Here is a 22,628-nt window from a genome sequence, read left to right on the forward strand (position 1 = left end):
GCGGCGCGTGCCGGGCCGGCCGTTCCGTCGGGTGCCGCGCGGGTGCCGCGCGCCCCGCCCGCGTCGGCGTGGGGGCTCACGCCGCGGCCTCGCGCGCCGCGCCGTGCCCGGTGAGGTGCAGGAACGCCTCGTCGAGCGTGGGCTGCCTGATGCCGATGTCCGCGACGGCGAGCCCCGCCTCGTGCAGCGCCCTGACCACCCCCGTCAGGGCGGCGACCCGGTCGGCCACCGCCGCGCCGACCCGCCGCTCCACCGGGTCGGTCTCCGGGGTCACGCCGCAGATCCGGGCGACGACCGCCGCCACCGCGTCCAGCTCCTCCGCGCGCCTGGCCACCACCTCGATCCGGTCCCCGCCGATCCGCGCCTTCAGCTCCTCTGCGGTCCCCTCGGCCACCACCCGCCCCGAGTCGATCACCGAGATCCGGTCGGCCAGCTGGTCCGCCTCCTCCAGGTACTGCGTGGTCAGCAGCACGGTGGTGCCCGCGGCGACCAGGGAACGGACCGCGTCCCAGACCTGGTTGCGGCTGCGCGGGTCGAGGCCCGTGGTCGGCTCGTCCAAGAACAGCAGCCGCGGCCTGCGGATCATGCTCGCCGCCAGGTCGAGGCGGCGGCGCATGCCGCCCGAGTACTGCCCCGCGGTGCGCCCGGCCGCCTCCGTGAGCCCGAACTGCGCCAGCAATTCGTCCGCCCGGCGCGCGGCGGCGCGCGCCCCGAGCTTGGCCAGCCGCCCGAACATCACCAGGTTCTGCCGGCCGCCCAACTGCTCGTCCACCGCCGCGTACTGGCCGGTCAGCCCGATCCTGGCCCGCACCTCGTCCGGCCGCGCCGCCACGTCCCAGCCACACACCTCCGCGCGCCCCTCGTCGTAGCGCAGCAGCGTGGCCAGCGCGCGCACGGCGGTGGTCTTGCCCGCGCCGTTCGGGCCGAGCAGCCCGTGCACCGTGCCCGCCGGGACGCTCAGGTCGAGGCCGTCGAGCGCCTGCTTGCTTCCCTTGCCGGCCCGGTACCGCTTGCGCAGCCCCTCGGCCCGTATCGCGAGATCCGTCATCGTCCCCTGCCCCAGAAAACCGTGTACGTTGTAGACTTCGTGTACACCATACACAGTTTTAAGATGTGGTCAATCCGAGTGAGGGAGAGGCATGCCGCCGGGAGAGGCCAGCGAGAAGTGGGACCCCGCCCACCTGATGGATCTGCTGTGGCGAACCCGGCCGCGCGGCACCAGGGGGCCCCGCGGCAGCCTGAGCCTGGACGAGGTGGTGGCCGCCGGGGTGGAGATCGCCGACGAGGAGGGGCTCGCGGGCGTCTCGATGCGCAAGGTCGCCGGGCGGCTCGGCGTGACGGTGATGTCGCTGTACCGCTACGTCCCCAGCAAGGAGGATCTCCTCGACCTCATGTTCGAGATGGCGACTCCGGAGCCCACCATGGCGGCGGACTGGCCCACCGACTGGCGCGGAAGGCTCACCGCCTACGCCCACGAGATGCGGAAGCTGCTCGTGGAACGCTCCTGGATGCTGGACATCCCCATCAGCACCCCCCCGATGGGCCCGCACAACTTCGCGTGGATGGACCTCGCCCTCGGGGCCATGGCGGACACCCCGCTGACCGAGGACGACAAGCTGGGCATCCTCATCCTGATCAGCGGTTACGCGATGAACGAGTCACGCCAGATCGTCTCGATGAACCGCGCGGTCGCCCGCACCGGGGTCAGCTACGAGGAGTGGGGCGAGGTCTACCACCGCATGCTGGAACGCGCGACCGCCACCGGGCGCTTCCCCGCCCTCACCCGCGTCGTGGAGTCGGAGGTCTTCGCCCGCAGCCACGCCACCGCGGAGGAGGACTTCGACTACGGCCTGTCCTTCCTCCTCGACGGCGTCGCGGCCCTGATCGCCCAGCGCGAGAAGGGCTGAGCGGCCGCGCGCCCCGCCCTCGGCCGGGGTGCCGGGCCGTTGCGCCGCCCGTGCCGCCCACCGGGCCCGATGGCGTTGACCGGCCGCAACTCCCGGCCGGCCATGGGGAGACGAGCGGCGCGCGCGGGTGGAAACCGGCCGGCCGGGCCGGGGGAAGCCGGCGGACGCCGGACGCTACACCAGCTCCTCGACCGCGACCTCGCACTCCACCGGCCCGGGAATCACGGCCTTCTCACCCGGCAGGTACGCCGCCTCGCTCTGATACCTGCCCGCACGCGGGCGGCTCAGCACCAGTGCCTGCCGCTGTCAGGACCTCCGCGAGGGAAGCGAGGACCAGGGCGTGGCGGCCGTCGGCCGCGCCCGGCGCTCCGCCCGGCGCACGCGCTCGGCGCTCCGTCCGGCGCATGCGCGCGGCGCTCCGCCCGGCGCGTTTCCTACGGCAGGTTGCGGGACATCACGATCCGCTGGACCTGGTTCGTGCCCTCGTAGATCTGCGTGATCTTGGCGTCGCGCATCATGCGCTCCACCGGGTAGTCGCGGGTGTAGCCGTAGCCGCCGAGGAGCTGCACCGCGTCCGTGGTGATCTCCATCGCCGCGTCGGAGGCGTAGCACTTGGCCGCCGCGCCGTAGAAGGTCAGGTCCGGGTCGTTGCGCTCCGACTTGGCCGCCGCCGCGTAGGTCAGCTGCCTGGCCGCCGCCAGCTTCATCGCCATGTCCGCGAGCATGAACTGGATGCCCTGGAAGTCGCCCACCGGCTTGCCGAACTGCTTGCGCTCGCGCACGTAGCCCTTCGCGTAGTCAAGCGCCCCCTGCGCGATGCCGAGGGCCTGGGCGGCGATCGTGATCCGGGTGTGGTCCAGGGTCCGCATCGCGGTCTGGAAGCCGGTGCCCTCGGCGCCGATCAGCCGGTCGGCCGGAATGCGGACGTTGTCCAGGTACACCTCGCGCGTCGGCGAGCCCTTGATCCCCAGCTTCTTCTCCGGCGCGCCGAACGACACCCCCTCGTCGCCCTTCTCCACCACGAAGGCCGAGATGCCGCCCCGGGTCCGCTTCTCCGGGTCGGTCACCGCAAGCACGGTGTAGAACTCCGACACCCCGGCGTTGGTGATCCACCGCTTCGTGCCGTTCAGGACGTAGGTGTCGCCCTCCCGAACCGCGCGCGTGCGCATGCCGCCCGCGTCGGAGCCGGCCTCCGGCTCCGACAGGCAGTAGGAGAACATGACCTCGCCCTTCGCCAGCGGGGTCAGGTACCTGCGCTTGAGCTCCTCGGAGCCGGAGAGCATCACCGGGAGCGAGCCCAGCTTGTTCACCGCCGGGATCAGCGAGGAGGAGGCGCACACCCGCGCCACCTCCTCGATGACGATCACCGCCGCGAGCGCGTCCCCGCCCGCGCCGCCGAACTCCTCGGGAACGTGCACCGCGTGCAGGTCGTTGGCGACCAGCGCGTCGAGCGCCTCCTGCGGGAAACGCCCCTGCTCGTCGACCTCGGCGGCGTGCGGCGCGATCTTGGCCTCCGCCAGCGCACGCACCGACTCCCTGAGCATCTCGTGCTCCTCCGCAAGCCGGAAGAGGTCGAAATCGGCGGCTCCTGCCACGTGTCTCACTCCCTGCAACTTCTCGCCGAGGCGCTAACGACTGTTAAGTAACCTGATCCTAGAGTCGGCCCCCCGGCCATGGATAGGTGAGCTCGCCTACACCCTCCGGGTTTATGCTCGTCAGCTGTGAACAGCCCGACGCCCCCCTCCCCGGCGATCACCGTCATCGGCCTCGGCTACCTCGGCGCCGTCCACGCCGCAGCCATGGCAGAACTCGGCTTCGAGGTGCTCGGCCTCGACGTCCTCCCGCACAAGGTCGAACTGCTGGCCGCGGGGAAGGCGCCGGTGTACGAGCCGGGGCTGGAAGAGCTGCTGCGCAAGCACGTCGCCGGGCTGCCCGGCTCCACCGGCAGGCTGTCCTTCACCACCTCCTACGCCGAGGTCGCGGCCTTCGGGGACGTGCACTTCGTCTGCGTCAACACCCCGCAGAAGCCCGGCGAGTACGCCTGCGACATGAGCTACGTGGACGCCGCCGTCGACGCGCTCGCCCCCCATCTGACGCGCCCGGCCCTCGTGGTGGGCAAGTCCACCGTGCCCGTGGGCAGCGCCGCCAGGCTGGCCCGCCGCGTGGCCGAGCTGGCCCCGGCCGGTGAGGCGGCCGAACTCGCCTGGAACCCCGAGTTCCTGCGCGAGGGCTTCGCCGTGGAGGACACCCTGCGCCCCGACCGCATCGTCGTCGGCGTCACCAGCGAGCGCGCCGAGCGGGTCCTGCGCCAGGTCTACGCGGGCCCCGTCGGCGAGGGCTCGCCCTTCGTCGTGGCCGACCTGCCGACCGCCGAGCTGGTCAAGACCGCGGCCAACGCCTTCCTCTCCACGAAGATCTCCTTCATCAACGCCATGGCGGAGATCTGCGAGGCGGCCGACGGGGATGTGGTGAAGCTCGCCGAGGCCCTGGGGTACGACGACCGCATCGGCAGGAAGTTCCTGCGGGCCGGCATCGGCTTCGGCGGCGGCTGCCTGCCCAAGGACATCCGCGCCTTCATGGCCAGGGCGGGCGAACTCGGCGCCGCGGAGGCGCTGACCTTCCTGCGCGAGATCGACTCGCTGAACATGCGCCGCCGCGCCCGCATGGTCGAGTTGACCAGGGAGACGCTCGACGGCTCGCTGCTCGGCAAGCGGATCGCCGTCCTCGGCGCCGCGTTCAAGCCGGACTCCGACGACGTGCGCGACTCTCCCGCGCTCAACATCGCGGGCCAACTCCACCTCCAGGGCGCCGAGGTGACGGTCTACGACCCCAAGGCCGCGGAGAACGCGCGGCGCGTCTTCCCCACCCTGCGCTACGCCCCGAGCGCCCTGGATGCCGCGCAGGGGGCGCACGCGGTGCTGCACCTGACGGAGTGGCGGGAGTTCCGCGACCTCGACCCGGCCGCGCTCGGCGAGGTGGTCTCCACCCGGCACCTCCTCGACGGCCGCAACACCCTCGACCCCGCCCTGTGGCGCAAGGCCAACTGGTCCTACCGCGCGCTCGGCCGCCCCACCGCCTGACCGCCCCACGGCCCGACCGGCCCACCGCCCGACCGGCCCACCCCGCGGGCCCGCCCCCGCGCGGCGTTCCGCGCGCCCGCTTGCGCGCCGTCCGCCGCCCGGCCGCGCCCGCCCCCGCGCGCCGGTCTGCGGGCCCGCCCCGCGCCACCCCCGGCGGAGCCGCCCCGCACGCCGGTTCTTGTCAGCATCCGCGGGCTCCCCTATATTGCGCCGTTGATGGGAGCGCTCCCAAACCCCCACCGTGAGGGAGCAGCATGAGGAAACGCATCATCACCGCGATCCTGGCCGTCGCCGGGTCCCTGGGCGCGCTGCTGACGGCCACCCCGGCCGCCCAGGCCGACACGCAGATCTGCGAGGCGTACGGGACCACGACGATCCAGGGCCGGTACGTCGTGCAGAACAACCGCTGGGGCACCTCGGCCACCCAGTGCATCAACGCGACGGGCTCCGGCTTCCAGATCACCCAGGCCGACGGCAGCGTCTCGACCAGCGGCCCGCCCAAGTCGTACCCCTCGATCTTCGCCGGCTGCCACTACACCGTCTGCTCGCCCGGCACCAACCTGCCGCGGCAGATCGGCTCCATCGGCAGCGCCCCCAGCAGCATCTCGTACAGCTACACGAGCAACGCCGTGTACGACGCGGCGTACGACATCTGGCTCGACCCGCAGCCCAAGCGGGACGGGGTGAACCAGACGGAGATCATGATCTGGCTCAACCGGGTCGGCCCGATCCAGCCCATCGGCTCCCCGACCGGCTACGTCACCGTCGCGGGCCACTCCTGGGAGGTGTGGACCGGGTCCAACGGGTCGAACAACGTCATCTCCTTCGTGTCGCCCTCCGCGCTGAACAGCCTCAGCTTCGACGTCATGGACTTCGTCGACCAGGCGATCAACCGCGGCATGGCGAACAGCTCCTGGTACCTCACCAGCATCCAGGCCGGGTTCGAGCCCTGGCAGGGCGGCGCGGGGCTGGCCGTGAACTCCTTCTCGGCCTCGGTCAACTAGGCACGTACACGGGGGCGTTGCCGACGGCGGCCCGAGCCTCGGCCGTGCCCGGCCGCGGCTTGGGCGCAAGGAGGGCGGGGACCTTTGCCGCGGTGGAGCCGTCCAGGAACTCCACCGCGGGAAGGTCCCCGCGTCCCCTCGCCGGGCCGGCCCACCGCACGGCGGGCGGCCCCGCCGCGCGCCCGCCGTCCGCGGCGGCCCGGCCGGGCCCCGCCGTCAGACGGTGATCACCGCCTTGATGTGCGCGGGGTCGGAGCCGGCCAGCAGGGCGGCCTCGGTTTCCTCCAGCGGGGAAGTGGCCGGTGACCAGGGGGCGATGCCCGCGGTGGTGGCCAGGTCGATGGCGGCCGGCCAGGTGTGGGCGTAGCGGAAGGTGCCGGTGACCGTCAGCTCCCGCTGCTCCACAGCCTCCCGGGCGCTGCACCTGGTCAACTACGCGTACGACGAGGCCGCCGACGCGGTCCGCCCGCTGCGCGACCTGCGCCTGGACGTCCGGGCACCTGGCCGTTCCTTCTCGCGCGCCACGGTCCACCAGCCGGGCAGGGCGCCCGCCGCCCTGCCGGTCACCCCGAAGCCGGACGGCTGTCAACTCACCCTGCCCACGGCGGGCGTGTACACCGTCGTCCACCGCGCTGGCGCCACCGGCGCCGCCGAGGGCAGCGAGGCGAACGCCCGATGACGGCGCCGCGTCGACACCCGACGGGCCCGGCCGGCGGCGGCTCGTGGTCCCGCCGCCCCCTGGTCCTGCCGCCCAACCAGCCGCCGCGCCCGTACCTGGGCGGCGCCGGGATAGCGAGGCTGCGCGGCACGGACCGGCCGCGGCCCGACGCGCCGGAGGACTTCCTCGCCTCCACCGTCGAGGTGGGTCCCGGCGGCGCGGGCCTGACGGTGCTGCCCGACGGGCGCACCCTGCGCGCACATGGCGGCCGACCCCGAGGGCTTCCTCGGGCCCGCGCACGTCGCGGCCTTCGGCCGGGACCCGGGCCTGCTGGTGAAGCTCCTGGACACCGGGGAGCGGCTGTTCGCCCACTTCCACCCGGACCGGGCGTTCGCCCGCACGGTCCTGGGCAGCAGGTACGGCAAGTCCGAGGCGTGGATCGTCGTGGACGTGGCCGCCGACGCGGGCCCCGGCGGCCGGGACCCCGCCGGGAGGTGTACCTGGGCTTCCACCGGGAGGTTCCGGCCCGGGAGGTGGCCGCCTGGGTGGCCGAGCAGCGCGTCGGCGACATGCTCGCCGCCCTCAACCGCCGGCAGGTCCGCCCCGGCGACTGCTACTTCGTGCCGGGCGGCCTCCCGCACGCCATCGGCCCCGGCGTCACCGTGGTGGAGTTGCAGGAGCCCTCGGACTTCTCGATCCTGCTCGAACTGCGGCAGAGCACCGAGGAGGAGGGCCACCTGGGCCTCGGCTACCCGCGGGCGCTGGCGGGCCTGGACCGGTCCGCCTGGGACGCGGACCGCCTGGGACGCGGACCGGCTGGCCGCGCTGTGCGGGCCCGGGAGGCCCACCGGCCTGCCCGGCCTCACCCGCCTGCTGCCCGCGGAGTCCGAGGCGTTCTTCCGCGCCGAACGCCTCGTGCGCGCGGACCCCGCCGCCGCGCCCACCGCCTTCCCGGCCGAGTACGGCGTCTGGATCGTCCTGGCGGGCGAGGGGGCCCTGTCCGCCGCGTCGGGCACCGTGCCCCTGGCCAAGGGCACCGTGCTGCTGGTCCCGTACGGGGCCGGTCCCACCGAGGTCAGCGGCCGGCTCGACGTGGTCCGCTGCCTCCCCGCGGCCCCCGCCGGCCGGGCCTGAGGCCCGGGGCGGCCCCGGCCCCGGCCACCCGTTGGGGGAACGTCCGGGGCCGGGCGAAAACCGCATGAGTTCCGCCCGGTTCCGGACACACAATGACGCATGTTGACCGATCACTGGCCCCTACAGGGGCTGCGGCTGACCACGCCGCGCCTGGAACTGCGCCTGCCCGAGCCGGGGGAGCTCGCCGCGCTCGCCGACCTGGCCGCCGAGGGGGTGCATTCCCCGGAGCGCATGCCCTTCCTGGTCCCGTGGACCGACGCCCCGCCCGCCGAGCGGGCCCGCGGCGTCGTCCAGCACCACTGGCTGCGGCTCGGCGACTGGACGCCGGCCGCCTGGCAGCTGAACCTCTCGGTCTTCGCCGAGGGGCGGCTGGTGGGCCAGCAGACCCTGTTCGCCCGGGACTTCGGGGTGCTGCGGGAGGCATCGAGCGGCTCCTGGCTCGGCATGAGGCACCAGGGGAAGGGCATCGGCACCGAGATGCGGGCCGCGGTCCTGCACCTGGCCTTCGCGGGGCTCGGCGCCCGCGAGGCGGTCACCGACGCCTGGGAGGACAACGCGCCCTCGCTCGGCGTCACCCGCAAGCTGGGCTACGAGCCGGACGGCGTCGAGCGCCGCACCAGGCGCGGGCGGCCCGCCACGATGCTGCGCTTCCGGCTTCCCCGCGCCCGCTGGGAGGCCACGGCCCGGGTGCCGGTGCACATCGAGGGCCTCGCCCCCTGCCTGCCGCTGTTCGGCCTCGACCCGGCGCCCGGGGCGGGCGCGGACCCCGGGCCCGCCTGAGGCGCCGCGTGGGGCGGCCCGGCGGCGTGCCGCGGGCTCCCGCGGTCCTTCCCGCGGCTCGCTTGCGGGCGTTCAGGCGAGGCTGAAGACGTCCACCACGTCGCCGAGCCGCAGGTAGCGCTCCGCCGCGGCCGTGTAGACGGTCCAGCCGGGCGGCGCGGCCAGGGCGACGGTGTGGGCGAGCGCGAGGTCGGTGAGCCGGTGGCGGCGCATGGCCTCGCCGAGCGCGCCCACCGCGGCCAGGTCCAGCGCCCTGACCATCACCGAGGGCCCGCACCTGGCATGCAGCGAGCCCAGGGCCACCCGCGCCTGCCCCGGCCGGCGCCGCTCGACGAGCACGAGTTCGGTCTGCGGCACGTTGACCGTCACCGCCTGGCGGCTCCAGCGGTCGGTGAGCACCTCGTGCTCCACCCGGAAGGCGGCGACCATGTCCAGCAGGAAGGCGGCGTCCAGGACGACGCCCGTCACCGCGTCCTGCGCGTGGGCGTTCATCTCGGGCCGCGGGTGGCCAGATATGCGGCGAGCGAGAGGCGGGTCCGCCGGTTGACCACGTCGTCCGCCCAGCGCTGGGCGAGCGCGATGTCCTCCTCGTCCAGCCCGAAGTCGCGGCGCAGCCGCTCGACGCTCTCCCGGTGCCGCTGCCGCGCGTCCGGGCCGCCGGGCGCGGGGGCGAGGGGCGCGGCGGCGAGGGGCCGCTTGACGAGCTGGCGCGGGAGGGTGGCGCCCGGCGGCCCGCCGCCCTCCCGGGAGGCCCCGGGCTCGGGGCGCGAGCGCGGCGGCCGGTGCTCTTCGGGGTCCGTGGAACGTGGAACCATGCGCGGGATCGTACGCGCGGGCCGACGCAGGGTGCGCGCGCGATGACGGTCCGCGAGGGGCCCCGTGGGGTCCGGCGCCGCCTCGGGCCGATGCCCGCGGCGGGCCGAGGGTGACGTGGGCCGAGGGTGACGTGGGGTGGGTGACGCCGGCCGGGTGTGCCCGGGCCCGCGTGGCCCGCCCGGCCGCCTACCTGAGGGTGCCGCCCTGCTTGGCCTTGCGGTTGGCCTCGCTCCAGGCGTTGGCGGCCCTGACCCGCTCGCGCAGCCGCTCCAGGACGCTGGTGCCGGGCTCGGGTTCCGGGGCGGGAGGCGGAGTCGGCATGGCGCGGTCCTTCGTTCGGTGCGGCGGAGCGCGGCAACTGTAGTGAGCGCGGCGGGGCCGTCGCAACCGTGAGACGGGCAGGTGAGACGGCTTCGTGACACGGGAACGCGCGCCCCTGCCCGCCCCCGCGCGCCGGTCTTCCGCGCGGCGCGCGGGGGAGTGGGTAAGTGGCGGCCCGTTCACGCCGTTTGCGCGGCGGCCACCAGGCGGAGTGTCAACGCGCGGTTGACGCCAGAGTGTGTGTCAACCTACGGTTGACGCATGACCACTCACGTCCGCCTCGACGACCTGATCGAGGCCATCACACGCGTCCACTCCGACGCGCTCGAACAGCTCACCGACGCCGTGCTCGCCGCGGAGCACCTCGGTGAGCTGGCCGATCACCTCATCGGCCACTTCGTCGACCAGGCCAGGCGCTCCGGCGCCTCCTGGTCGGACATCGGCCGGAGCATGGGGGTCACCAGGCAGGCGGCGCAGAAGCGCTTCGTGCCCAAGGACCCCAAGAACCCCAAGGAAGCGGGCGAGGGCGCGACCCTCGACCCGAGCCAGGGCTTCAAGCGCTACACCCTGCGCGCGCGGGCCGCCGTGATGGCGGCCCAGGAGGAGGCGCGTGCCGCGGGCAACGACCGGATCGGCGTGGGGCACCTGATCCTGGGCCTGCTCGGCGAGCCGGAGGCGCTGGCGGCCCGCACGCTGGCCGGGCAGGGGGCCTCGCCCCAGGCGGTCAGGGAGGCCGTCGCCGCCGTGCTCCCCGCCCCCTCGGGGGAGGAGGCGCCCGCGCTCATCCCCTACGACGCGGGGGCGCGCAAGGCGCTCGAACTCACCTTCCGGGAGGCCCTGCGGCTCGGGCACAACTACGTGGGGACCGAGCACCTGCTGCTCGCCCTGCTGGAGTTCGAGGACGGCGAGGGGCCGCTGACCGGCCTCGGCGTCACCAAGGAGGCGGTCGAGGCCGAGATCAGGGCCGCGCTTGAGGCGTACCTCGCCGACCGGCAGGGGAAGTAGCGGCGGGGACGGTGGCGGCCCGGCCGCGCCTTGCCGGGGAGACGGTCAGTCCGCGTCCGGCCGGGGGGCGAGCAGCGGGAAGAGGCGGGTGACCGCCGCCACCGGGGCCGCCGCGGCCGGGCGGCCCCGCCTGTCCTGGTAGGGGGCGAGCAACTCCCGGATGGCCTCGGCGACTTCGGCCAGCTCCTCGGGGGTGAGGTGCAGCACCGTGCTGAACGCCTCGTCCCGCCGCCAGGGCGCGGGCGCCTCGGCGCGGTGGGCCAGCCAGCGCCGGTAGCTCTCGTCCTCCAGGCCGCGGGCCAGGGCCTCGAAGGCGTCCGGGTCCATCGCCTCCCCCCGCACGTCCGTCCCCGCCGCCTCCGTGGCCCGGCGCAGCCGCCAGGGCCTGGCCCGGCCACCGGGCCCCGGGGCCTCCTCGACGAGGCCGAACTGCGCGAGCCGGCGCAGGTGGAAGGAGCACACCCCGGTGCTGTGCCCGAGCCGCGCGGCGGCCTGCGTCGAGGTCACCGTGCCCAGCTCGGCGATCAGGTCGAGCAGGGCGGCGCGCACGGGATGGTCGGGCAGCCCGGCCGGCGACCGGGGCGGCCCCGCTTCTTCTTCGGTACCCACTTTGCAAAGTATGGTAGTTTGCAAAGCCATAGGTCAAGCGTGTCCCATGCCCTCGGCCGGGGAGCCGCCGGCCGCTCCCTCGGGCGGGGAGCGGCCGGCGGCCCGCGGGCCCGGCCCCGGGGGAGGCGGCCGCAGCAGAAGAGACGAGGGGGTGCGGCGATGGCCGTGCGTGTGCAGGGAAAGCCCGTCGAGTCCCATCCGCGGCCCACGCCCGAGGCGGAACGCGGCACGCCGCGGCGGATCACGCTGATCGGCGAGGACGTGCTGCGGCGGCCCTGCCGCGAGGCGGCCGAGTTCGGCGGCGCGGAGCTCGGCCGGCTGATCGACGACATGTTCGCGACCCTGGACGTGGCCGAGGGAGCGGGCCTCGCCGCCAACCAGGTCGGCGTCGACCTGCGCCTGTTCGTCTACGACATGACCGACGAGTGGGGCGTGCGGCACGTGGGCCACCTCCTCAACCCGGTGCTTGCCGAGGAGCCCGCCGCGGGCCGCCGCCTGCTGGAGGAGCCCGAGGGCTGCCTGTCGGTCCCCGGCCCCTACGCGCCCGTCGCGCGCCCCGACCACGCGGTGGTGCACGGCCACGACAAGGACGGCAGGCCGCTGACCGTCGAGGGCCACGGCTACTTCGCCAGGTGCCTCCAGCACGAGACCGACCACCTGCACGGCCGCCTGTACGTGGACCGCCTCGGCAAGCGCGAACGCAAGGAGGTGCTGCGGGAGATGGCCGCCCGCAGGGACGAGGTGTTCGCCCGCAGGGCGGCCCGCGCCCGCGCGCGGTGAACCGCCGCGGCCCGGGGCAGCCGGTCCCGGGCGCGCCGCGGCCCCCTCAGGCCGCGGCCAGCAGCCGCAGGCTCTCCTCCCACAGCCGCTCGGCGTTGACCGGGTCGAGCGCGTAGCCGGCGACCCCGTGGAAGTCGGCGGTCCTGTGGTCGACCGTCGGCGCCTCGGCGCAGTCCTCGAAGTAACGGCCGCCGACCCCGGCGAGCGGCGGCCAGACCGCCAGCAGCGTGGAGGTCGCCGCGCCCTGCTGCGGGGTCTTGCGCCGCTCGGGCGGGGTGCTCATCCGGTCGCCGACGTGCCGCTGGAGCCGGGTGGGGACCGCGCCGGGGTTGACGGCGTTCGCGGTGATGCCCTGCTCCGCCCAGCGCCGGGTCGCCTCGACCGCGAAGAGCACGTTGGCCGTCTTCGACTGCGCGTAGGCCAGCTGCGGGTCGTAGGGGCGGAAGCGGAAGGAGAGGTCGTCGAAGACCACGGGGGAGAGCAGGTGCGCCGAGGAGCTGACGCAGACGATCCGCGCCCCGCCCGCCGCCGCCAGCGGCCGGTGCAGTCCCGCGGTCAGCGCGAAGTGGCCGAGGTGGTTGGTGGCGAACTGCAGCTCCCAGCCCTGCGGCGTGCGCGCCCGCGGGGTGGCCATCACGCCCGCGTTGCCGACCAGGATGTGCAGGGGGCCGCTCCAGGTGTTGGTGAACGCGCTCACCGAGGAGGGCGAGGACAGGTCGAGCGGCGCCACCAGCACGGCCTCGTTCCCCGTGCTCGCCGCGATGTCCTCCGCGGCGCGGCGGCCCGCCCCGGTGTCCCGGACCGCCAGGGTGACCTCGGCCCCGGCACCGGCGAGGGCGCGGGCCGTCTCCCTGCCGATGCCGGAGGAGCCGCCGGTCACCACGGCCCTCCGGCCCGAGAGGTCGACCTCCCTGGCCACCTCGGCGGCGGTGGTCGCGAAGCCGAGCGGCACGGGGACGGGGCTGCGGGAACTGCTGAGGGTCATGCCGACCACCCTGCGCCCTGCCCGCGACCCCCGCCAAGCACCGCCCGCCGCTTCGCGCGCGTCGCGCCGCCGGGAGGAGCGCCGCCCGCGGTGCCGATTGCCTTCGTTCCTCCTGTGGTACGCACAAGGAGGCACCGGTGAGCCCGCTGCGCACTCTCCGGCAGGAAGGGCCCGCCGGCAGTGCCGCCCCGGCGACAGCCGTGCGGCACGAGGCAGTGGAAGATTGTCCGATCCGGGTGCCGGCGCGCCCGGCGCCGCCGGAGCGACCCGGCGACCGCCCCCGCGCCGCACCCCCAAGCACGTGGAGCGCACATGCCCATCGCCACACTGGGAGTCACCGTTCTCGACTGCCCCGACCCCCGCGCCCTGGCCGCCTTCTACGCCGCGGTCCTCGACTGGCGGCGCGACGACGCCCAGAGCGACGAGGACTGGGAGGAACTCGTCGGCCCGGAAGGCGGCCGGCTCGCCTTCCAGCGCTCGGAGGGGTACCGGCCCCCGAAGTGGCCGGGCACCCAGCAGCCCCAGCAGTTCCACCTGGACCTGAACGTCCCCGGGGACCGCATGGACGCCGCGGAGGCCGAGGTGCTCCGCCTCGGCGCCACGCTGCTCCAGGACGACGACGGCGGCAAGCGCGCCTTCCGGGTCTACGCCGACCCGGCCGGGCACCCGTTCTGCCTCTGCGCGCAGTGACCTCAGGGGCGCCTAACCCTCGCCGACCGTGACCTCCTCGTCGTTGTTCAGCTGTTCCATCAGCGTCGCCGTCTGCTCCTCGTCCCACTGCACCGCCGAGCCGTCCGGGGTGTCGATGCCGGGGTCGGAGACCGGGAGGTTCATCCGGTGCGCGTCCCGCATGGCCCAGAACAGCGAGCGCAGGTTCCAGAGGCTCATGTCCTTGTCCACGATCAGCGCGTCCAGGGTGGCGCCGGCCACCGAGTAGAACCGGAACGGGTTGAGGATGGTCGAGGTCGAGGCCGCCTGGCTCGCCAGGGTGCTGAGGAAGTTCTGCTGGTTCTGGGTGCGGCCGAGGTCGCCCTCCGCCTCCTGGTAGCGCTGCCGGTTGTACGCCAGGGACTCGCGGCCGTCCATGTGCTGGCAGCCCTCCTCGAAGTCCGCGCCCGAGTTCTCGTCGTGGATCGCGTGGTCGAGGCACATCTCGACGCCGCCGAGGGCGTCCACCACGTTGGCGAAGCCGCCGAAGCCGATCTCCACGTAGTGGTCGATGCGGATGTGGAAGTTGTACTCGATGGTGCGCACCAGCAGCCAGGGGCCCTCGATGGAGAAGGCGGCGTTCAGCTTGTGCTGCGAGGCGGGGATGCGGTTGCCCGAGACCGAGCCGGTGAACTCGGGGATCGTCACCCAGGAGTCGCGCGGCAGGCTCACCATGGTGTTCCCGTTGCTGCCGACGTGCATGAGGATCATGGTGTCGGTGCGGCTGCCGCTTGCGTCGCCGGTGTGCAGGTCCTGCTGCTCCTCGTCGCTCAGGCCCTCGCGGCTGTCGGAGCCGACGATGAGGTAGTTGGTGCCCTCGCCGCCCTCCGGGCGGTCCTCCACGACCGAGAGGTCCACCTCGCGCCGCAGCTTGCCGTCGGCCCAGAAGTAGGTGGCGCCGACGACTATGGAGAACACCAGGACCAGCGCCAGCGCCGAGTACCCGATGCGCCGCCCCCACCGCGGCCTGCCGCGCTCACCCGCCGGCCGCCCGCCGTCCGGCGGCCCGGGCGGCTCCGCGCCGCGCTGCCGCCCGGCGCCCCGGTAGACCTGGCCCTCGTTGTAGCCGGAGTCGTAGGGGTCCTCGGGGTCGCGCGGGCCCCAGCCGCCGCCCCCGTACTCGCCCGCGCCCGGCCCCGGAGGGTAGGCGTCGTGGTGCGGCGCGCGGGGTCTGGGCGGCTGCGGCCGCCCCACGTGCGGCATGACCCGGGCGTTTTCCGGGCGCGCCTCCCCGCTGCCACGGCCGTAGCGGCCACGGCCCTCGTCCTCGTCGGTCCATCCCTCGGGCCAGTCGCTCATACCCCGAGTCTGCCCCGGCCCGCCCCGCGCCCGGGAGCGGGGGGCGGGACTGTGGCAGAGCTGATGCAATCCGGGGCGCGCGCCCGGGGTGCCTACGCTGAGCCCATGACGGATCTCCCGGGCAAGCCGACCGCGGCCTCGCGCACCACGCTGTCGCACATCATGACCCACAACGACGTCAACCTGCTCGGCACCGTCCACGGCGGCGTGATCATGAAGCTGGTCGACGACGCGGCCGGTGCGGTCGCCGGGCGGCACTCGGGCGGTCCCGCGGTCACGGCCTCCATGGACGAGATGGTGTTCCTCGAACCCGTCAAGGTCGGCGACCTCGTCCACGTGCGGGCCCAGGTCAACTGGACGGGCAGGACCTCCATGGAGATCGGCGTCCTGGTCCTGGCCGAGCGGTGGAACGAGTCCACCCCGCCGACCCGCGTCGGCACCGCCTACCTCGTCTTCGCCGCCGTCGACGAGCAGGGCAGGCCGCGGCCCGTGCCGCCGGTGATCCCGGACAACGACCGCGACCGCCGCCGCTACCAGGAGGCCCAGATCCGCCGCACCCACCGCCTCGCCAGGCGGCGCGAGATCCTGGAACTCAGGAAGCAGCGCCCCGACTGAGGGCCACGCTCCGGCTCAGCCCACGGCCCGGCTCAGCCCACGCTCCGGCTCAGAGCCGCGCGATGCGGGCGTGCCGCTGGCGTGGCGCGCGGCGCGCCGGGGCGACGCCGGTGAGCAGGATCAGCCGGGCGGCGCGGTGGCGCTGGCCGGCGTAGGGCGCGAGGAGTTCGAGCATCAGCGCGTCGTCGCCGTCCCGCACCCCGGCGAGCGCGTAGCCGATGGTGCCCGGCAGGTGCAGGTCGCCGACCGTGAGGGCATCGGGGTCGCCGTTGCTGCGCTGCAGCGCCTCGGCCGCGGTCCACGGGCCGATCCCGGGCACCGCCTGCAGCCGGGCCAGGGCCGCGGGCAGCTCCATGCCGGCGGCCTCCTCCAGCCGGGCCGCGACCCGCGCCGCCCGCACCACCGCCGCCGAACGCTTGCCGTCCACGCCCGCCCGGTGCCACTCCCAGGAGGGCACCATGACCCAGGCGCGCGGCTGCGGCATCACGTACATGCCGAGTTCCTCGCCCGCCGGGCCTGGGGCGCGCTCCCCGAACCTGCGCAGCAGCAGCCGCCAGGCCCGGTACGCCTCCTGCGTCGTCACCCGCTGTTCCAGGATCGAGGGGACCAGCGCCTCGAAGACGAGCCCGGTCCTGATCAGCCGCAGCCCGCGGTTGCGGCGCAGCGACTCGGCGACCAGCCGGTGCCTGGGGACGAAGGCCGCCGGATCGTCCTCCGCGCCGAGGAACGCGGGCAGCGTCTCCAGCACCCAGTCGGCGCCGGGTCCCCAGGCGGTGGCGAGGACCCGGCCGTCACCCTCGCGCCGCACCCGCAGGGTGGCGGGGCCCTGCGGGGTGCGGGTGGCCCGCCACAGCGCGCCGTCCGCGGTGCGGCGGCAGGCGGGGTCGTACGGCCCGCGGCGCAGCACCTGCAGGCTGCCGCCGAGGTCGTAGGGGTCGGGTGGGGTCCAGGTGCGCTCCGGCATGACCGGGCAAGGCTAGCTGGGCCGCCTTGGCCGGGCCCGAGTCGCCCCGGCCGGAGCGGCCTTGGCCCGAGTCGCCCCGGCCGCGGCCCGAGTCGCCCCGGCCGCGGCGGCGTTGGCCCGCCCTCACCTGCCCTGGAACGCGGCCGCCTGCTCGCGTACCTCGGGCAGCTGCGCGTACAGCCGGTCGCCCGGGCAGTCGGTGTCGTAGCCGTCGCGGTGTCCCGAGACGTTCGCCAGCACGACCTCGGTGCCCTTCGGGTAGGTGCCGCCGCCGGAGACGAGGGTGGCCCGCTCCCGCGGGTCGACGCCGGACAGGCCCAGCTTCCAGCCCGCCAGCCGGGCCAGGGCGGTGAGCACCGCCGCGCCAGGCTCGGTGTCCGTGTAGGTGCCGAGGACGGCGACGCCGGCGCTGTTCTGGTTGAAGCCCAGGGTGTGCGCGCCCTGCACGGGCCGGTCGACGCCGCCCGCGCGGCCCTCGTAGACGGTGCCGCAGCGGTCGACGAGGAAGTTGTAGCCGATGTCGCGCCAGCCCTGACTCTCCACGTGGTAGCGGTAGATGGCGCGAATGAGCGCGGGGGACTCGGCGCAGGAGTACGCGTTGGTGCCCGCCGTGTGGTGCACGAACACGGTCCGCACGTCCCCCGTGTAGACGAAGTCCTCCTCGCGCAGGTCCTCGTCGGCGCCCCAGTCGGCCCGGCTGACGATCCCGGGCCGCGGCGCCCCGTGCGGCAGGCCCGGGAGGACGCGCGCGGGCGGGGCGCCGTCTTCCACCCCGGCGCCCGCGGCATCTCCCGCGCCGGCGCCCGCGCCGGTCGCCGCCGTCACGGCCCCGGCGGGCCCGTTCGCCGCCGCGCCCCCCGCCGGGGGCCGCGCGGGCGCCTGCCCGCTTCCGGCGCCGGGCGCGGGCAGCTCCCGCGCGGCGGGCTCGGCGGCGACCAGTTCGAGCCGCAGCCCCTCCGGCAGGGCGGCGGCGCGCGGCGCCCGGGCGGCGGGTGCGGCGGCGGGCGCACCGGGCGCCGCGGCCGGGACCGCGGGGGGCGGCGCGTCCCGCCCGGTGCCGGGCACGGCCCTGACCTGCACGCCGTCCGAGGGGCCCACCCACAGCGGCGCGGTCCCGCCGCGCAGCCGCCGGCCGGCGGACTCCGCCGAGCCGGGGTCGGGGGAGTGGGCGTCGCCGGCCCGCAGCGTGGTCCACGGCGACCACCGGCCGCTGTCCGCCGCCCTGGTGCGGACCTGGATGCGGCCGGTGAGCTCGGCGTTCGCGTCGTCCCAGACCACGCCGAGCAGCGAGAACCGCCCGGTGCCGGTCGCCGGCAGCCCCTGCGCCCCGGCGGGCGCGCCGCCGCTCCGGCCGGCGGCCCCGGTGACCCGGCCGAGCGGGCGCAGCGGCAGCGACTGCCTGCCCCGGTCCACCGCCCCGGCCGGCCGCGCGGCCCCGGGCTGCGCCGCCGCGGGCGGGGGGTGGGCCTCGGCCCGGGCGGGCAGGGCGGCGGGGAGGGTGAGGAGGAGCAGGGCGAAGGAGGTGGCGGCGCCTGCCGCCGGGGCTCTGAGTGCACGCATGTCCCGATTCGGTCACAGCGGGCCGCGGGTGTCCATCCGGAAGGTAACGGCCGGGTGACGCGGCGTGCCCGCGGGGTCCCGGGGGCGGCCGGGCGCCCCGCGGCGCGCCCCGGCGTACCCTGCCGCGGGTGAACACTGCCGACCGCACCCCCGCCGACCTGCTGCGTTCCGCCCTGGTCGCCGACCCGGCCCGCCCTCTGCTGACGTACTACGACGACGCCACAGGCGAACGCGTGGAACTGTCCGCCGCCACCCTCAGCAACTGGGTGGCCAAGACCGCCAACCTGCTGCAGGACGAGCTCTCCCTCTCGCGCGGCGACCGGCTCGCCCTGCTGCTGCCCGCGCACTGGCAGACCGCCGTGTGGCTGCTCGCCGCGGCGGCCACGGGCGTCGTCGCGGAGATCGGCGGCGACCCCGCGGCGGCCGACCTCGCGGTCTGCGGACCCGACGCGCTGGAGGCCGCCGCCGCCTGCCCGGGGGAGCGGATCGCGCTCAGCCTGCGCCCGCTGGGGGCGCGCTTCCCCCAGCCGCCCGCGGGCTTCACCGACTACGCGGTGGTCGTGCCAGGACAGGCCGACACCTTCGCGGCCTACGACCCGCCGGGGCCCGACGACCCGGCGCTCCGCGTCGGGGGCCGGGAGCTGACCGGCGGCGAGATCGTCGAACGGGCCAGGGCGGACGCCGCGGAGCGCGGGCTCGGCCCGGGCAAGCGCCTGATGTCCCACGCCGGTTACGACAGCTGGGCCGGCCTGTGCGCCGGCCTGTACGCCCCGCTGGCCGCCGGCGCCTCCCTCGTCCTGTGCCGCAACGCGGACCGGCTCGGCGAGGCGGAGCGCGAGGCGCGCCGCCTGAGTGAGCGCGTCACCCACTTCGCCGACTGACGGTGGCCGCCCCGCCGCGGCGCCCCGAGGATCGTGACCATGAGGGTGCCGCGACAGCCTTCCTACCGCCCGTTGCCCCGCAGCCCCGAAGCCCAGAAGAGCCCGCCGCGCCCCCTCTGGCGGCGCGGCCTGCGGCGCCTTCGCCGGCTGCGCTGGGTGGCGTTCAGCGTCGCCTTCCTCGTCCTGTGCACGGCCGCCGCCGGCTGGTCCTACCTGCGGGGACTCGACGGGAACATCGCCACCGACGTCACCACCGCACGGGAACTCGCCCGCCACAAGAAGGAACGCCCGGCCCCGGCGCCCGGCTCCGCGCAGAACATCCTGCTGATCCTCTCCTCTGACCCGGAACCGGCCGCGAACCCGCCCCCGCGCCCCGGCGGGCACCCGGCCGCGGACGCCGGCGACCACCCCACCCCCGACCCCGGCGCGGCCCCCGATCCCGGCGCGGCCCGCGATCCCGGGGCCGCCTCCGACCCCGACGCGGCTTCCGGCTCCGGCGCGGCCCCCGACCCCGCGGAGGGCGGCGCCCGGGACCCCGGCGCGGCCCCGGACCCCGACCCGGGCGGGCGCGCCGCCCGGGAGTCCTCGCCCGGCCCCGGCGCGGAGGGCGGCGCCGGGGCCGCGCCGCGGGCCGAGTCCCTCGTCCTGCTGCACCTCGCGGACGACGGGCGGCGCGCGGCTGCCGTGCACCTCCCGCGGGAGCTGCGCGTGGACGTCCCGCGGTGCTCGGGCCGTGACGGGGAGCCCACCCGCGCCGGCCGCGCGCCCCTCGACGCCAGCTACGCGCGGGGCGGCGCCGCCTGCACCATCCGCACCCTGGAGCGGCTCACCGGCATCCGCGTCGACCACCACCTCATCGTCGACCTCGCCGCGCTGCGCGGCGTCGCGGACGCCCTCGGCACCCCCCGCCCCTGCACCCTCCAGGCGATGGCCGGGAGGCTCTCCGGCAGCGACGCCCTGCGCCACCCGGCCGACCTGCTGCCCGTGCTGAACGCGCTCACCTCCTCCCTCACCTCCGACACCGCCCTCGACTCGCTGGTCGAGCTCTACGGGCTGGTGCAGAAGGTACGCGCGGTGCCCCGCGAGCGGCTGAGCGTGCTCGCCGTTCCCGAGGAGGGCGGGCGGCTGCGGCAGCCCGCGGCGAGTTCCCTGTTCGACGCCCTGCGCGCGGACCGCCCGGTGCCGGCCGGCACCGGGGCGGCGGCCCGCGAACCCGCCGACGCCGCGGTCCGCGAGGCCCTCTGCGGCGAGCAGGCAAGCCGATAAAAAAGCGCTAAACCCCTGCAATATCGGATCTTTTGCCGTCACCGGGCAGGGTGGAATGCGTCACCGTCGTCGCTGCGAAAGGAACCGGTTGGCTAGTGTGTGCCGTCTGATCCCTAGCAGGGCACACGGAGGGCGCAGGATTACGTGGACGCGCAGGGACGTGGGGGCGCGGGAGACATGGACCCCGCGGATCAGTGGGTGTTCAACCCCGAGACGGGCAGTTACGAACTGCGCCTGCCCGGCCGGCCGGGAGCGCGCCACGCCGGCGAGCAAGAGCAGCCGTCCCCCGGCTCCACCGGCCCCGCGGGAACGCCGCCCCCCGCCCGCGGCACCCCGCCCAGGCAGCGCGGCCCCGAGACCCGCGCCACCTCCCGCACCACCTCCGGCTCCGGCTCCAGCCCCGCTCCGGCCTCCCCGCGTTCCCCCCACCCCGCCGCCGCGTCCTCTCCTTCTTCCGCGTCCTCTCCTTCTTCTGCTTCCTCCGCTTCTTCCGCTTCTCCAGCTTCTCCCGCCTCCCCCGCGATGTCCGCCGCCGGGTCGCCCGCGGCCTCCCCCGGCACGGAGGAGGCCGGGCCGCCGGGCCGGGCCGCCGCCCGCCGCGCGGGCACCAGGCGCCGCGCGATCCCCGGCCAGCGCGACCGCAGGGCCTCCGGCAGCCGCCGCAAACCCAGCCGCAAGGCCAAGAAGAAGTACGGCCGCACCCGCAAGGCGCTCATGTGGATCGGCGGCACCCTCTCGCTGCTCCTGGTCGTCGGCTGCGCCGGGGCCTGGTACCTGTACCAGCGGCTCAACGGCAACCTCACCAAGGTCGACGTCGGCATAGAGAACGAATACGGCGACGGCGACCCGGTCAACATCCTCTTCATCGGCACCGACACGCGCACCGGCGAGGGCAACGACAGCTACGGCGGCGAGGCCAGCGAGGGCAACGACACCACGATCCTCATGCACTTCTCCGCCGACCGGAAGCACGCCACCGGGCTCAGCATCCCCCGCGACCTGATCACCGACATCCCGGACTGCGAGGTGAAGCGGGAGGACGGCTCGACCGAGGTGATCCCGGGCGAGCAGCACGTGCGTTTCAACCGCAGCATGGGCTACGAGGGCCGCGACCCCGGCTGCGTGTGGCGCACCGTGCAGCAGCTCACCGGCGTGGAGATCAACCACTTCATCATGGCCGACTTCAACGCCGTCAAGGAGCTGTCCACGGCGGTCGACGGGGTTCCGGTCTGCATCGAGGAGCCCATCCACGACGAGAAGACCGGCTTCGACGCGGACACGCCCGGCACCTACACCCTGGAGGGCGAGGACGCCCTGGCGTTCGTGCGCACCAGGCACTCCGTCGGCACCGGCAGCGACCTGAGCCGCATCGAGCTCCAGAAGCAGTTCCTCGCCTCGCTCGCCAGGCGGATCACCGAGGGCGGCTACCTCTCCAGCCCCACCAAGCTGTACGACCTGGCGGACATCGCGACCCGCTCGCTGACCGTCGACTCCGGCATCGGCAGCCTCAACGACCTGCGGCACGTCGCCCAGGACCTCGGCCAGGTCCCGATGTCCGACATGAACTTCCTGACCCTGCCCGTCGTCGACAATCCGGACGAGCCGCCGGACCGCAGGGCCACCGTGGTCATCGACGAGGACCGGGCCGCGCCCATCTTCGAGATGCTCCAGCAGGACACCGACCCCGCCGCGGCCTCCCAGGAGGGCCGGGGCGAGGACGGCGCCAACGCCGAGGAGCAGGAACGTGCGGCGCCCGAGGACGTCAGGGTGGACGTCTACAACGGCGGCGACGTCTTCGGGGCCGCCCAGGACACCCTGGAGTGGCTGCAGAACGAGGAGGGGATGCGCCTTGCGACCAACAAGGGCAACGCCCCCCATGCACAGGAGACGACCACACTCCAGTACGGTGCGAACCAGGCCGACCAGGCCGCCACGCTGGCGGACGTGATGGGCCTGCCGGACTCGGCGCTGGAACAACGAGCAGAGGACGCCGGCGAGCGGGAGCCCATGGTGCTCATCCTGGGCAACGACTTCCGCGCCGCCGGAGAACCGATCGAGGTCCCGGCGGCAATTCCGGATGACGTCGAAACCATTACGGCGGATGACGAGGACGTCTGCGCCTCGTGACCGGGCCGCCCGCGCGGGCGGACACGAACGACAGTGAACAGGGGTTTCCTGTGCGGAGGACCGGCATACCCGGCGAGGACGAGAACGGTTCCGCCGTCGATCCCCGGCCCGGAGCAGCGCAGCAACGGG

At 75.2% G+C, this 22,628-nt stretch carries 23 protein-coding genes and 1 pseudogene; 13 read left to right on the forward strand and 11 right to left on the reverse strand.

Annotated features, from left to right (window positions below; genetic code table 11):
- Window positions 1–76: 76 nt before the first annotated feature.
- Window positions 77–1,048, reverse strand: coding sequence for an ATP-binding cassette domain-containing protein (locus D7294_RS28030; protein ID WP_120684601.1), 972 nt, complete (start codon window positions 1,046–1,048; stop codon window positions 77–79).
- 91 nt (window positions 1,049–1,139) lie between these two features.
- Here D7294_RS28030 and D7294_RS28035 point away from each other — a divergent pair, with 91 nt between their 5' ends.
- Complete coding sequence (locus D7294_RS28035) at window positions 1,140–1,907, forward strand: TetR/AcrR family transcriptional regulator (RefSeq protein ID WP_120684602.1); 768 nt, start codon at window positions 1,140–1,142, stop codon at window positions 1,905–1,907.
- A gap of 434 nt (window positions 1,908–2,341) precedes the next feature.
- Here D7294_RS28035 and D7294_RS28040 read toward each other — a convergent pair whose 3' ends face one another.
- Window positions 2,342–3,502 carry an acyl-CoA dehydrogenase family protein gene (locus tag D7294_RS28040; RefSeq protein ID WP_120684603.1) on the reverse strand — a complete coding sequence of 387 codons (1,161 nt, stop codon included), beginning with the start codon at window positions 3,500–3,502 and terminating at the stop codon, window positions 2,342–2,344.
- Window positions 3,503–3,628: 126 nt separating this feature from the next.
- Between D7294_RS28040 and D7294_RS28045 the strand changes: the two genes are divergently transcribed.
- Window positions 3,629–4,987 (forward strand): UDP-glucose dehydrogenase family protein, encoded by a 1,359-nt coding sequence (locus D7294_RS28045; RefSeq protein ID WP_277751123.1) that lies wholly within the window; start codon window positions 3,629–3,631, stop codon window positions 4,985–4,987.
- 254 nt (window positions 4,988–5,241) lie between these two features.
- Window positions 5,242–5,988 (forward strand): annotated as a pseudogene (locus tag D7294_RS28050) (GH12 family glycosyl hydrolase domain-containing protein); the annotation flags it as partial.
- 219 nt (window positions 5,989–6,207) lie between these two features.
- Here D7294_RS28050 and D7294_RS28055 read toward each other — a convergent pair.
- Complete coding sequence (locus tag D7294_RS28055) at window positions 6,208–6,396, reverse strand: hypothetical protein (protein ID WP_120684605.1); 189 nt, start codon at window positions 6,394–6,396, stop codon at window positions 6,208–6,210.
- Between D7294_RS28055 and D7294_RS28060 the strand changes: the two genes are divergently transcribed.
- The 3 genes from D7294_RS28060 to D7294_RS28070 all read left to right on the forward strand — a co-directional run bounded on the left by D7294_RS28060 (window position 6,371) and on the right by D7294_RS28070 (window position 8,563).
- Entirely contained in the window at window positions 6,371–6,670 is a 300-nt protein-coding gene (locus tag D7294_RS28060; protein WP_120684606.1) for a hypothetical protein, read from the forward strand. The genes D7294_RS28055 and D7294_RS28060 overlap by 26 nt on opposite strands.
- A 240-nt stretch (window positions 6,671–6,910) precedes the next feature.
- On the forward strand, window positions 6,911–7,783 hold the full coding sequence (locus tag D7294_RS28065) for a cupin domain-containing protein (RefSeq protein ID WP_206619578.1): 873 nt from the start codon (window positions 6,911–6,913) through the stop codon (window positions 7,781–7,783).
- 99 nt (window positions 7,784–7,882) lie between these two features.
- Entirely contained in the window at window positions 7,883–8,563 is a 681-nt protein-coding gene (locus tag D7294_RS28070; RefSeq protein WP_120684607.1) for a GNAT family N-acetyltransferase, read from the forward strand.
- A 72-nt stretch (window positions 8,564–8,635) separates the two neighbouring features.
- On the opposite strand, the gene D7294_RS28075 is transcribed toward D7294_RS28070, so the two are convergent.
- From D7294_RS28075 to D7294_RS33805, 3 genes are all read right to left on the reverse strand, one after another.
- On the reverse strand, window positions 8,636–9,055 hold the full coding sequence (locus tag D7294_RS28075; protein ID WP_120684608.1) for a hypothetical protein: 420 nt from the start codon (window positions 9,053–9,055) through the stop codon (window positions 8,636–8,638).
- Window positions 9,052–9,378, reverse strand: a complete 327-nt coding sequence (locus D7294_RS28080) for a hypothetical protein (protein WP_120684609.1) — start codon at window positions 9,376–9,378, stop codon at window positions 9,052–9,054. The genes D7294_RS28075 and D7294_RS28080 overlap by 4 nt, the downstream gene beginning before the upstream one ends.
- A gap of 187 nt (window positions 9,379–9,565) precedes the next feature.
- Complete coding sequence (locus D7294_RS33805) at window positions 9,566–9,700, reverse strand: hypothetical protein (RefSeq protein WP_277751124.1); 135 nt, start codon at window positions 9,698–9,700, stop codon at window positions 9,566–9,568.
- A gap of 261 nt (window positions 9,701–9,961) precedes the next feature.
- Here D7294_RS33805 and D7294_RS28085 point away from each other — a divergent pair, with 261 nt between their 5' ends.
- Window positions 9,962–10,705 carry a Clp protease N-terminal domain-containing protein gene (locus D7294_RS28085; protein ID WP_120684610.1) on the forward strand — a complete coding sequence of 248 codons (744 nt, stop codon included), beginning with the start codon at window positions 9,962–9,964 and terminating at the stop codon, window positions 10,703–10,705.
- A gap of 45 nt (window positions 10,706–10,750) precedes the next feature.
- Here D7294_RS28085 and D7294_RS28090 read toward each other — a convergent pair whose 3' ends face one another.
- Window positions 10,751–11,344 carry a helix-turn-helix domain-containing protein gene (locus D7294_RS28090; RefSeq protein WP_120684611.1) on the reverse strand — a complete coding sequence of 198 codons (594 nt, stop codon included), beginning with the start codon at window positions 11,342–11,344 and terminating at the stop codon, window positions 10,751–10,753.
- A 129-nt stretch (window positions 11,345–11,473) separates the two neighbouring features.
- Here D7294_RS28090 and def point away from each other — a divergent pair, with 129 nt between their 5' ends.
- Entirely contained in the window at window positions 11,474–12,094 is a 621-nt protein-coding gene (def, locus tag D7294_RS28095; RefSeq protein WP_120684612.1) for a peptide deformylase, read from the forward strand.
- Between the two features lie 46 nt (window positions 12,095–12,140).
- On the opposite strand, the gene D7294_RS28100 is transcribed toward def, so the two are convergent.
- Window positions 12,141–13,079, reverse strand: a complete 939-nt coding sequence (locus D7294_RS28100; RefSeq protein WP_120684613.1) for an SDR family NAD(P)-dependent oxidoreductase — start codon at window positions 13,077–13,079, stop codon at window positions 12,141–12,143.
- Window positions 13,080–13,391: 312 nt separating this feature from the next.
- On the opposite strand from D7294_RS28100, the gene D7294_RS28105 reads away from it, so the two are divergent.
- Window positions 13,392–13,769: a VOC family protein gene (locus tag D7294_RS28105; RefSeq protein WP_120684614.1), complete on the forward strand. Its 378-nt coding sequence runs from the start codon at window positions 13,392–13,394 to the stop codon at window positions 13,767–13,769.
- 12 nt (window positions 13,770–13,781) lie between these two features.
- Here D7294_RS28105 and D7294_RS28110 read toward each other — a convergent pair whose 3' ends face one another.
- Entirely contained in the window at window positions 13,782–15,086 is a 1,305-nt protein-coding gene (locus tag D7294_RS28110; protein WP_120684615.1) for an LCP family protein, read from the reverse strand.
- Window positions 15,087–15,191: 105 nt separating this feature from the next.
- Here D7294_RS28110 and D7294_RS28115 point away from each other — a divergent pair, with 105 nt between their 5' ends.
- Window positions 15,192–15,701 carry an acyl-CoA thioesterase gene (locus D7294_RS28115; RefSeq protein WP_120684616.1) on the forward strand — a complete coding sequence of 170 codons (510 nt, stop codon included), beginning with the start codon at window positions 15,192–15,194 and terminating at the stop codon, window positions 15,699–15,701.
- Window positions 15,702–15,750: 49 nt separating this feature from the next.
- Here the strand turns inward: D7294_RS28115 and D7294_RS28120 are convergent, their stop codons facing one another.
- Window positions 15,751–16,665 carry a DNA-3-methyladenine glycosylase family protein gene (locus D7294_RS28120; RefSeq protein ID WP_120684617.1) on the reverse strand — a complete coding sequence of 305 codons (915 nt, stop codon included), beginning with the start codon at window positions 16,663–16,665 and terminating at the stop codon, window positions 15,751–15,753.
- 123 nt (window positions 16,666–16,788) lie between these two features.
- The gene (locus D7294_RS28125; protein WP_120684618.1) at window positions 16,789–18,225 is read right to left on the reverse strand and encodes a peptidoglycan recognition protein family protein; all 1,437 of its coding nucleotides are present in this window, start codon (window positions 18,223–18,225) and stop codon (window positions 16,789–16,791) included.
- 128 nt (window positions 18,226–18,353) lie between these two features.
- Here D7294_RS28125 and D7294_RS28130 point away from each other — a divergent pair, with 128 nt between their 5' ends.
- The 3 genes from D7294_RS28130 (at window position 18,354) to D7294_RS28140 (ending at window position 22,499) form a co-directional block, all read left to right on the forward strand.
- Window positions 18,354–19,106, forward strand: a complete 753-nt coding sequence (locus D7294_RS28130; RefSeq protein WP_120684619.1) for a TIGR03089 family protein — start codon at window positions 18,354–18,356, stop codon at window positions 19,104–19,106.
- A 39-nt stretch (window positions 19,107–19,145) separates the two neighbouring features.
- Window positions 19,146–20,372: an LCP family protein gene (locus D7294_RS28135; RefSeq protein WP_147450925.1), complete on the forward strand. Its 1,227-nt coding sequence runs from the start codon at window positions 19,146–19,148 to the stop codon at window positions 20,370–20,372.
- 177 nt (window positions 20,373–20,549) lie between these two features.
- On the forward strand, window positions 20,550–22,499 hold the full coding sequence (locus D7294_RS28140; protein WP_422070751.1) for an LCP family protein: 1,950 nt from the start codon (window positions 20,550–20,552) through the stop codon (window positions 22,497–22,499).
- Window positions 22,500–22,628: the final 129 nt, after the last annotated feature.

Source organism: Streptomyces hoynatensis (assembly GCF_003626535.1).
GTDB lineage: Bacteria > Actinomycetota > Actinomycetes > Streptomycetales > Streptomycetaceae > Streptomyces > Streptomyces hoynatensis.

Excerpts from the sequence above, each read along its gene's own strand:
- D7294_RS28030 (WP_120684601.1), bottom strand. The coding sequence starts at position 1,048 with ATGACGGATCTCGCGATACGGGCCGAGGGGCTGCGCAAGCGGTACCGG.
- D7294_RS28035 (WP_120684602.1), top strand. The coding sequence starts at position 1,140 with ATGCCGCCGGGAGAGGCCAGCGAGAAGTGGGACCCCGCCCACCTGATG.
- D7294_RS28065 (WP_206619578.1), top strand. The coding sequence starts at position 6,911 with ATGGCGGCCGACCCCGAGGGCTTCCTCGGGCCCGCGCACGTCGCGGCC.
- D7294_RS28070 (WP_120684607.1), top strand. The coding sequence starts at position 7,883 with ATGTTGACCGATCACTGGCCCCTACAGGGGCTGCGGCTGACCACGCCG.
- D7294_RS28075 (WP_120684608.1), bottom strand. The coding sequence starts at position 9,055 with ATGAACGCCCACGCGCAGGACGCGGTGACGGGCGTCGTCCTGGACGCC.
- D7294_RS28080 (WP_120684609.1), bottom strand. The coding sequence starts at position 9,378 with ATGGTTCCACGTTCCACGGACCCCGAAGAGCACCGGCCGCCGCGCTCG.
- D7294_RS33805 (WP_277751124.1), bottom strand. The coding sequence starts at position 9,700 with ATGCCGACTCCGCCTCCCGCCCCGGAACCCGAGCCCGGCACCAGCGTC.
- D7294_RS28085 (WP_120684610.1), top strand. The coding sequence starts at position 9,962 with ATGACCACTCACGTCCGCCTCGACGACCTGATCGAGGCCATCACACGC.
- D7294_RS28090 (WP_120684611.1), bottom strand. The coding sequence starts at position 11,344 with ATGGCTTTGCAAACTACCATACTTTGCAAAGTGGGTACCGAAGAAGAA.
- def (WP_120684612.1), top strand. The coding sequence starts at position 11,474 with ATGGCCGTGCGTGTGCAGGGAAAGCCCGTCGAGTCCCATCCGCGGCCC.
- D7294_RS28100 (WP_120684613.1), bottom strand. The coding sequence starts at position 13,079 with ATGACCCTCAGCAGTTCCCGCAGCCCCGTCCCCGTGCCGCTCGGCTTC.
- D7294_RS28105 (WP_120684614.1), top strand. The coding sequence starts at position 13,392 with ATGCCCATCGCCACACTGGGAGTCACCGTTCTCGACTGCCCCGACCCC.
- D7294_RS28110 (WP_120684615.1), bottom strand. The coding sequence starts at position 15,086 with ATGAGCGACTGGCCCGAGGGATGGACCGACGAGGACGAGGGCCGTGGC.
- D7294_RS28115 (WP_120684616.1), top strand. The coding sequence starts at position 15,192 with ATGACGGATCTCCCGGGCAAGCCGACCGCGGCCTCGCGCACCACGCTG.
- D7294_RS28120 (WP_120684617.1), bottom strand. The coding sequence starts at position 16,665 with ATGCCGGAGCGCACCTGGACCCCACCCGACCCCTACGACCTCGGCGGC.
- D7294_RS28125 (WP_120684618.1), bottom strand. The coding sequence starts at position 18,225 with ATGCGTGCACTCAGAGCCCCGGCGGCAGGCGCCGCCACCTCCTTCGCC.
- D7294_RS28135 (WP_147450925.1), top strand. The coding sequence starts at position 19,146 with ATGAGGGTGCCGCGACAGCCTTCCTACCGCCCGTTGCCCCGCAGCCCC.
- D7294_RS28140 (WP_422070751.1), top strand. The coding sequence starts at position 20,550 with ATGGACCCCGCGGATCAGTGGGTGTTCAACCCCGAGACGGGCAGTTAC.